This window comes from Bacteroides sp. 1_1_14, assembly GCF_000162515.1.
Taxonomy (GTDB): Bacteria; Bacteroidota; Bacteroidia; order Bacteroidales; family Bacteroidaceae; genus Bacteroides; species Bacteroides thetaiotaomicron.
This window is the reverse complement of sequence record NZ_GG774711.1, coordinates 255409-262394: the sequence shown is the minus strand read 5'-3', so window position 1 is coordinate 262394 and position 6986 is coordinate 255409. Positions and strand designations below refer to the sequence as shown.

Here is a 6986-nt window from a genome sequence, read left to right as displayed (position 1 = left end):
GAGGTGTTCTTCGTTGAAAGGCTTACGTTCCATTCCCTTATGTCCGATGGCAATCACGGAAAGAATCTGTAGTTGCAAAGGAATATCCAAAATTCCATGAACAAACTCGTCAGACGGCATTCCGGTTGCAGTGAAACGTTCGCGAACCTGTACCCAACAGCTTCCCAGCCCCAAATCTTCCGCCTGCAACTGTATCATGATGGAAGCAATAGAAGCATCTTCAATCCACACATCGCTCGCCAATGGATCTGCCATCACGACAATCGCCAAAGCAGCGTCTGCAATGAAAGAAGAAGCCTGTTCTTTGCAGTGAGACAGTTCTTTCAACTTTTCTTTATCATCGACTACCACAAACTGCCAACTATTACTACGTTTGGAACTGGGAGACATTAAGGCAGCTTTCATCAGTGCCACAACCTCATCCTGTGTTAACTCCTCATCCGTAAATTTGCGCATACTGCGGCGATTCTTTATCAGTTCACTGAAATTTTCCATATTATTTCCGTTTTCATTTGATTTATGTATGCAAAGATAGCGCAAACCGATCGTAATAAGAAATGAAATTGTATCTTTGCACTGAGAAATATATTCATTATGAAAAAACGAATTACACAAGACGATTACATCAAAGCGAATCGTAAAGCCAGCCGTGAGGCAGAAATCAAAGAGCACGGACACCCCGTTTGTTACAAACGAGTGCATGAGTCAAAGAAAGTATATAACCGTAGAAAGATAAAGGCAGCCGATAAAAAGCTGCCTTATTTTTTTCATTTGGGATAGTGTCGGTATCCCAATGACATAGTGACACCATGAGACAGTGATAGTGACACTATCCTGTTGCGATAGTGACACCATGTTTTATGCAGTTCCTGATAGGCAGAAAGGGCGATTTCCTATACAATTCGCGTCAGTTCTCCAGTAGTGGAGTCTATGATAAACCCGTGCACTTTCACGTCCGACGGAATCAAAGGATGATGAACTATAAAATCGACCGTTCCCCTTACCGACTTCTCCGTATCTTCAAAGCCATCTAGCCAAGAATGAAAATCGACTCCACAAAAACTCATCATATGAATATAATCGGCATTAATACCCCGTGCCTTCATCTTCTCAAGCATTTCTTCACTGTGCATATGGCAGGCTCCACAATCAGAATGGGCAATCACCATTATTTCCTCCACACCTAACTCGAAGATAGCGACAAGCAGACTGCGAATCACACTACCGAAAGGATGGGAAATGACGCCTCCTGCATTCTTGATCATTTTAACGTCTCCGTTCTTAATGCCTAGTGCGGCCGGGAGTAAAGCTGTCAGGCGTGTATCCATACAGGATAAGATAGCAATCTTTTTATCGGGATACTTATTCGTTATATATTCTTTATATCCCTCGTTCTTAACGAACTCTCTATTATAAGCAAGCATTTCTTCTATCATAGCGCTATTTTGTTTGGACACACAAAAATAAAGAAAATAATAAAAGGCTGTATCAGGAAATAATGAAAATATACCGGAAATCCTTTTTAAACTTTTACGTAGGATACAGGTCTGGAAACAAAGAGCCGGACAAGAGAAATCTCCTGCCCGGCTCCTATTAATTATGCTTGATTATTAATTAACTGATTAATAACCGGCGTTTTGTCCGAATTCTGCCGGATTATTGATCGCATCCAGATATTTCGTAGGAATAGGACGCAAATAGAATTCTTTCTTAAAGTGCTCGGCAGCACGCTTATTATAAGCAGCCAAACGAGTCTCAAAAGCAGCATTACGTTTCAGCAAATACCAGCGGCCACATTCGCCACAAAGTTCACGGGCATATTCATCGAAAACATAATTCAGATCCACTTGCGACTCACTGACCGTACCGGCACCGGCACGCGTACGGAGTACATTAATATATTTGGCAGCATCTCCCTTGTTCAAGCGTACCGATGCTTCAGCAGCAATCAGGTAAACTTCTGCCATACGCATGATCATCACATCCACAGTTTTTCTCTGAACGTCTCTGCCGACAAACTTATTACCCGGCATATTGAATTTAGAAAGAGCCGGATAAATAGATAACCACAAAGCACTGGCAGCACTAGGCTTGTCATAGGTAGCCCTGGCTGTTCCATTCTCATCGTAAAGATCGAAAACATTAAGAACCAACCCCGGATATTGAGCTTTTTCCTCTTCTGTCAGCGTCTTCAAAGAACAATAAACGGCATATTGATGAGCTTCTGCCGGATCTAAAGGCATAGCAGGATGAAGAATATTACCATCTGTTTTATCCTGAGTAGTCTTCGCTGTTCCATCTGCATTCCAGATAGCCAGCTGGCAGTAATTAGCATCGGCTGTACTATTGGATTCCAAGTTAAAATGAGGATAAACTTTCTTACCTATATTAGATGCGGGAATACCAAATTTAGTAGCAAGTGTGCTTGTGATTTCTTTGGCACACGCTGAACCTCCATATTCATAAGTCGCCCCCCATGCCGGTATTGAATAAGACGAGTAAGCTGAGATAAATGAATAACGAAAACGAGAGTCGTTCATATCAGCAGCAAAACAGTCCATCAGATATTTGGATGGCAGGAAGATATTACTGTTCGGACGACCGTAAACGAAGTTTGAAGTCTTGTCTACCAAACCCAGGTCCGTATATGTTCCCAACGAAGGTAAGAAGTGACGGAACATTTCACTTTGTGAGTAGTTACCATTGGTGTAAGCGTCCGAATTTCTTTCGGCACCCGCAGCAATGAACAGAGCTTCTTCATTGTTACGATTATTATTTTCGTTGAATACATCGGCAAAAGCAGGATGCATATACCACTCATAAATCGCTTTATTATTAATCATGGTTGTCGCCGTATCATAGGCTTTTTCCAGAAAGCTGACACCATCGGTATCTTTCAGATCATAACCGGCACCATTAATATATGCACGTGCCAATAATCCCATCGCCGATTTCTTTGTAACGCGGCTATAGTAATCACTGAAACTTACGGGCAGATTCTCTACGGCAAACTTCAGGTCTTCGATAATGGCAGCATAAATTTCGGGAACGGTAGAACGGTGAGCATCAAAAGAAATATTCTCGCTATCGGCAGCCTTCAACTGCAAATCGACATTTCCAAACTGCTCCACCAGATTCATATAATAGTAAGCACGCAGACATCTGGCCTGTGCCACACATTCATTGATTTCATTCTCATCCCCTGTCACATTCTCAGCTCCGTCAATCACAATATTACAGCTGTTGATACACAGATAAGAATATTGCCACACTTTATAATAATAGCTATCATCGGTTTTCATACCGTTATAACTATGATAACGCTGATAGCTGGAGCCCGATTTAGGTTCTTCCCAAATATCAGTACCCGCTTCCGTACAAACCAGATAGTCACTACTCTGATAGATGTTGTTGATCAAGGCTGTATAGCACGAGTTGGTGAATGCCTTATAAGTTTCCAATGTATAAGAACCATCGGAGAACTGACCCGAGTTGTTGGGGTTCACTTCATCAAGACTGCAAGAGCCCCAAGAAAAAACACCGGCAACAAGTAGAACTAAACTATATATCTTTTTCATATTGCTATTTTTTAGAAAGTTAAATTAAGACCAAATATGCAATCACGAGACAATGGGAAGTTGATGCTTCCGTTCATTTCCGGATCGTAATTCTTCACATATTTGTTTGGCGAATAAGTAAACAGGTTGGTCATTGTCGCATAAACTCTCAGATTACTGATACCAAAACGTTTTGTAAGTTTACCGGGTAACGTATAACCCAATGTTACGTTTTTAAGTTTAAAGAATGATCCATCCACATAATACATCGAATCATATCCTTCATAAGCACTTCTATCCTTGGATTTATCGATAGCATAGAACAAGACATCCTGATCTGCTTCGATCGTCTTGTCATAGTAAGTAAAATAAGTAGGAATATTGTAATCCGGGTTAGGCGAATATTTACCTATCACACTACCATAGTTCATCATTTGCCCCCAACGTGCATAAAGGAAGACAGACAAATCAAAATCTTTGTATCTGAAATTATTCTTAAAGCCCAATGTCCAGTCCGGAGTATTACGACCTATTACCTGACGATCATAATCCGCACGTACACCATAAGGATTTTCTGCCGTAATATCAACGCGCTCTCCTTCAGGATTCATATAATAATAACCATTTCCGTCCTTCTTCACACTAGGTAAATCCAGCTTAATATCGCCCGGTTCGCATCCGAACAAAGCAGCAGTTTCCTTTTCGCTATATTGCCAGATACCCAACACTTTATATCTATAGAAAGAACCGACTCCTTCGCCGACTTTGAACACCATATCACCCTTTTTTGCATTGAACATCATATCCTGCCCTTCGATCAAAGATTTAATTTTTCTTTGTTGGCGGTAAATGTCACTGTTGAGCTCCAAGTAAAATCTTTCTTCACAATATTACGGGTATTAAGAGCAAGTTCAATACCGCGATTTTCTGTTTCAGCAGCATTCTTGTTCATTTTATAAGTAGTGCTACCTGTGTAATTACCCATAATAGATGTCGGCAATGCCTGCGAAAGAATTACATCCGTTGTTTTTGTCCGATACAAATCCACCGTCAGATCAATACGATTATTGAGGAAGCTGGCGTCAATACCAATATTCAAGTCATGAGTCTTTTCCCATGTCAGATTACGGTTAGTGATATACTCCGTAAACTTGGCTGACGGAACAGTCATTCCTCCCAAAGAAGTTGTCACATTTTCCAAAGATGCCATAGAACTGTATTCAGCAATACCGGCAGTAGTTCCGGCAACACCATAGCCTACACGCAGTTTCAAGTTATCCAACCAGCTTTTTGTACCAGCCATAAATGCTTCATCCGAGATTCTCCAGCCTACAGAAACTGCCGGGAATAAATTCCATCTATTGTCTTTCGACAAACGGGAATCCGCTTCATAACGACTGGAAGCAGAGAACAGGTATTTACCTTTGTATGAGTAGTTGACACGACCGATAAAGCCCATCCCTTTCGACATCAGATATTTGCTGTTCAGTTTCTTATTATCAGCATTCTGCAATGCATACCACAACATATCATTGGTCGCCGGGTTTTCACCATAGACATAATATTCTTCACTCTGATTGTAATTCCAGGAAGTAACCCCTGTAACCGTCAGGTCATGATCCTTATTAAATGTATTGTGATAAGTTACTATGTTTTCCCATTTGTAATTATATCCCGTCTTATTGGTAGCTTCGCCATATGCCACCGTACTGCCTTTCAACACATTATAAGAGCCTTCTCCCATAAATTTACCGGCACGAGATTGAGAATAACTGCCTCCAAGCTGTGACTTGACAGACAATCCTTTTACCGGTTTCCATTCCAGATAAGCGTCAACATAAGCCCTTCCTGCTTTAGTATTATTCTTATATACTCCATCCTGTTCGTCTGCTAACGGATTCGGGTCTGATGATGAACCTGGAATCGGGAATTCCGTGATAGAGCCGTCTTCATTATAAGGAGTACCTAACGGGGTGGCAAACAATGCTCTTTCCAAAACGGCATTACGTGAATTCTTGTTGGAGAAAGATGCCTGAACATTAATACCGGCATTCATCCATTTATTGATTTCCTGATCTATACGGACACGGGTAGAGTACACTTTATAGTCATCATTCTCATACATACTCTTCTCATCAGTATAGTTCAACGAGAAATAAGCTTTCGTCTTCTCAGTACCTCCGGCAACGGAAATACTATAATTCTGCTTCAAACCTGAGTGTAATACTTCATCTCCCCAATTTACCCATTGGTTGTTTTTGATGGCGTCGTATCTTTCACCGAAAATTTCCTCCTCATTAGTAGTACCGACAGGCTTATAAGAATCTTTTATATAATTAATGTATGAGTCACCCGTACGCATCTTAGGAACTTTAGCTCCTAAAGTCGTTCCGGCATAAGCATTGAAATTGATGACCGGTTTTCCACTCTTTGATCCTTTCGTAGTCACGATAATAACACCATTCGCACCACTTGAACCGTAGATAGCCGTAGAAGATGCATCTTTCAGTACTTCGATAGATTCAATATCATTGGGATTCAAGGTAGCAATATCACCCGGCATACCATCGATAATATAAGTCGGCTTAAATGCATCTGAAGAGATATTACCATCCTCATCCAACTGTAAAGAGCGGGTACCACGCAACTGAACTGTCGGTGACGAACCTGCCTGACCTGAAGAATTAGTGATATCCAGACCTGCAATTTTACCTTGCAGCGCATCCATCGGATTCACGCCCGGATTCATGGTGATATCCTCTGATTTCACAGAAGCAACCGCACCTGTCAAATCACGTTTCTTTACCGTACCGTAACCGATGACCACTACCTCATCCAAAGCCTGTGTATCCGGAACCATCTTTATATTCAGCGGGGCATTTCCGCTCACAATGATAGCCTGTTCTTTATATCCGATATAAGAAACAACCAGTTCTTTACTTCCGCCCGGAAGATTAATGGAGAACTTACCGTCAAAATCAGTTATCGTACCTGTACTTGTACCTTTCACCACAATAGAAACACCGATCAACGGTTCTCCATTTTCATCTAAAACAGTTCCTTTCACTGTCTTTGTCTGCATGACGGCTTGCACAGTAATATCATTCACACCATTTTCTGCATAAACAGATATGGCAGAAGGGGCACACAATAAAGTCAGCCCTAAAATCATGGAAACGCGTCTATGCTGTGTCTTCCACGCTTCAACAAATGCATTCTCTCTCATTCGTTTTAATTTAAAGTTAATATTAATTTTCCTTTGTTTAGTAAAATACAATTAGCATAATCTTTTACATAGACGTTTCCATTTTACTTCTGTACTCACAAAGGACGACAATAATACAAAAATTCGCTTTTCCAAGCCTTTTTTTCCTCAAATATATGCAAAGGATAAAAAGACAAATTTTAGGCTAAGCCAACAAATTCTCT

The 6986-nt window shown here is 40.9% G+C and carries 4 protein-coding genes and 1 pseudogene; 1 reads left to right on the top strand and 4 read right to left on the bottom strand.

The window, feature by feature from the left end:
• On the bottom strand, window positions 1-495 hold a 495-nt coding region (locus HMPREF9007_RS03260), incomplete at its 3' end, for a nitroreductase family protein (RefSeq protein ID WP_008763369.1).
• A gap of 99 nt (window positions 496-594) precedes the next feature.
• Between HMPREF9007_RS03260 and HMPREF9007_RS03265 the strand changes: the two genes are divergently transcribed.
• The gene (locus HMPREF9007_RS03265) at window positions 595-780 is read left to right on the top strand and encodes a hypothetical protein (protein WP_008763368.1); all 186 of its coding nucleotides are present in this window, start codon (window positions 595-597) and stop codon (window positions 778-780) included.
• 113 nt (window positions 781-893) lie between these two features.
• Here HMPREF9007_RS03265 and HMPREF9007_RS03270 read toward each other — a convergent pair whose 3' ends face one another.
• From HMPREF9007_RS03270 to HMPREF9007_RS03280, 3 genes and pseudogenes are all read right to left on the bottom strand, one after another.
• Window positions 894-1436: a carbonic anhydrase gene (locus tag HMPREF9007_RS03270; protein ID WP_008763367.1), complete on the bottom strand. Its 543-nt coding sequence runs from the start codon at window positions 1434-1436 to the stop codon at window positions 894-896.
• Window positions 1437-1622: 186 nt separating this feature from the next.
• On the bottom strand, window positions 1623-3578 hold the full coding sequence (locus HMPREF9007_RS03275) for a RagB/SusD family nutrient uptake outer membrane protein (RefSeq protein WP_008763366.1): 1956 nt from the start codon (window positions 3576-3578) through the stop codon (window positions 1623-1625).
• Between the two features lie 11 nt (window positions 3579-3589).
• Window positions 3590-6783, bottom strand: a pseudogene (locus HMPREF9007_RS03280) (TonB-dependent receptor).
• Window positions 6784-6986: the final 203 nt, after the last annotated feature.

Coding starts and splice junctions, on each gene's coding strand:
- HMPREF9007_RS03265 (WP_008763368.1), top strand. CDS start 595: ATGAAAAAACGAATTACACAAGACGATTACATCAAAGCGAATCGTAAA.
- HMPREF9007_RS03270 (WP_008763367.1), bottom strand. CDS start 1,436: ATGATAGAAGAAATGCTTGCTTATAATAGAGAGTTCGTTAAGAACGAG.
- HMPREF9007_RS03275 (WP_008763366.1), bottom strand. CDS start 3,578: ATGAAAAAGATATATAGTTTAGTTCTACTTGTTGCCGGTGTTTTTTCT.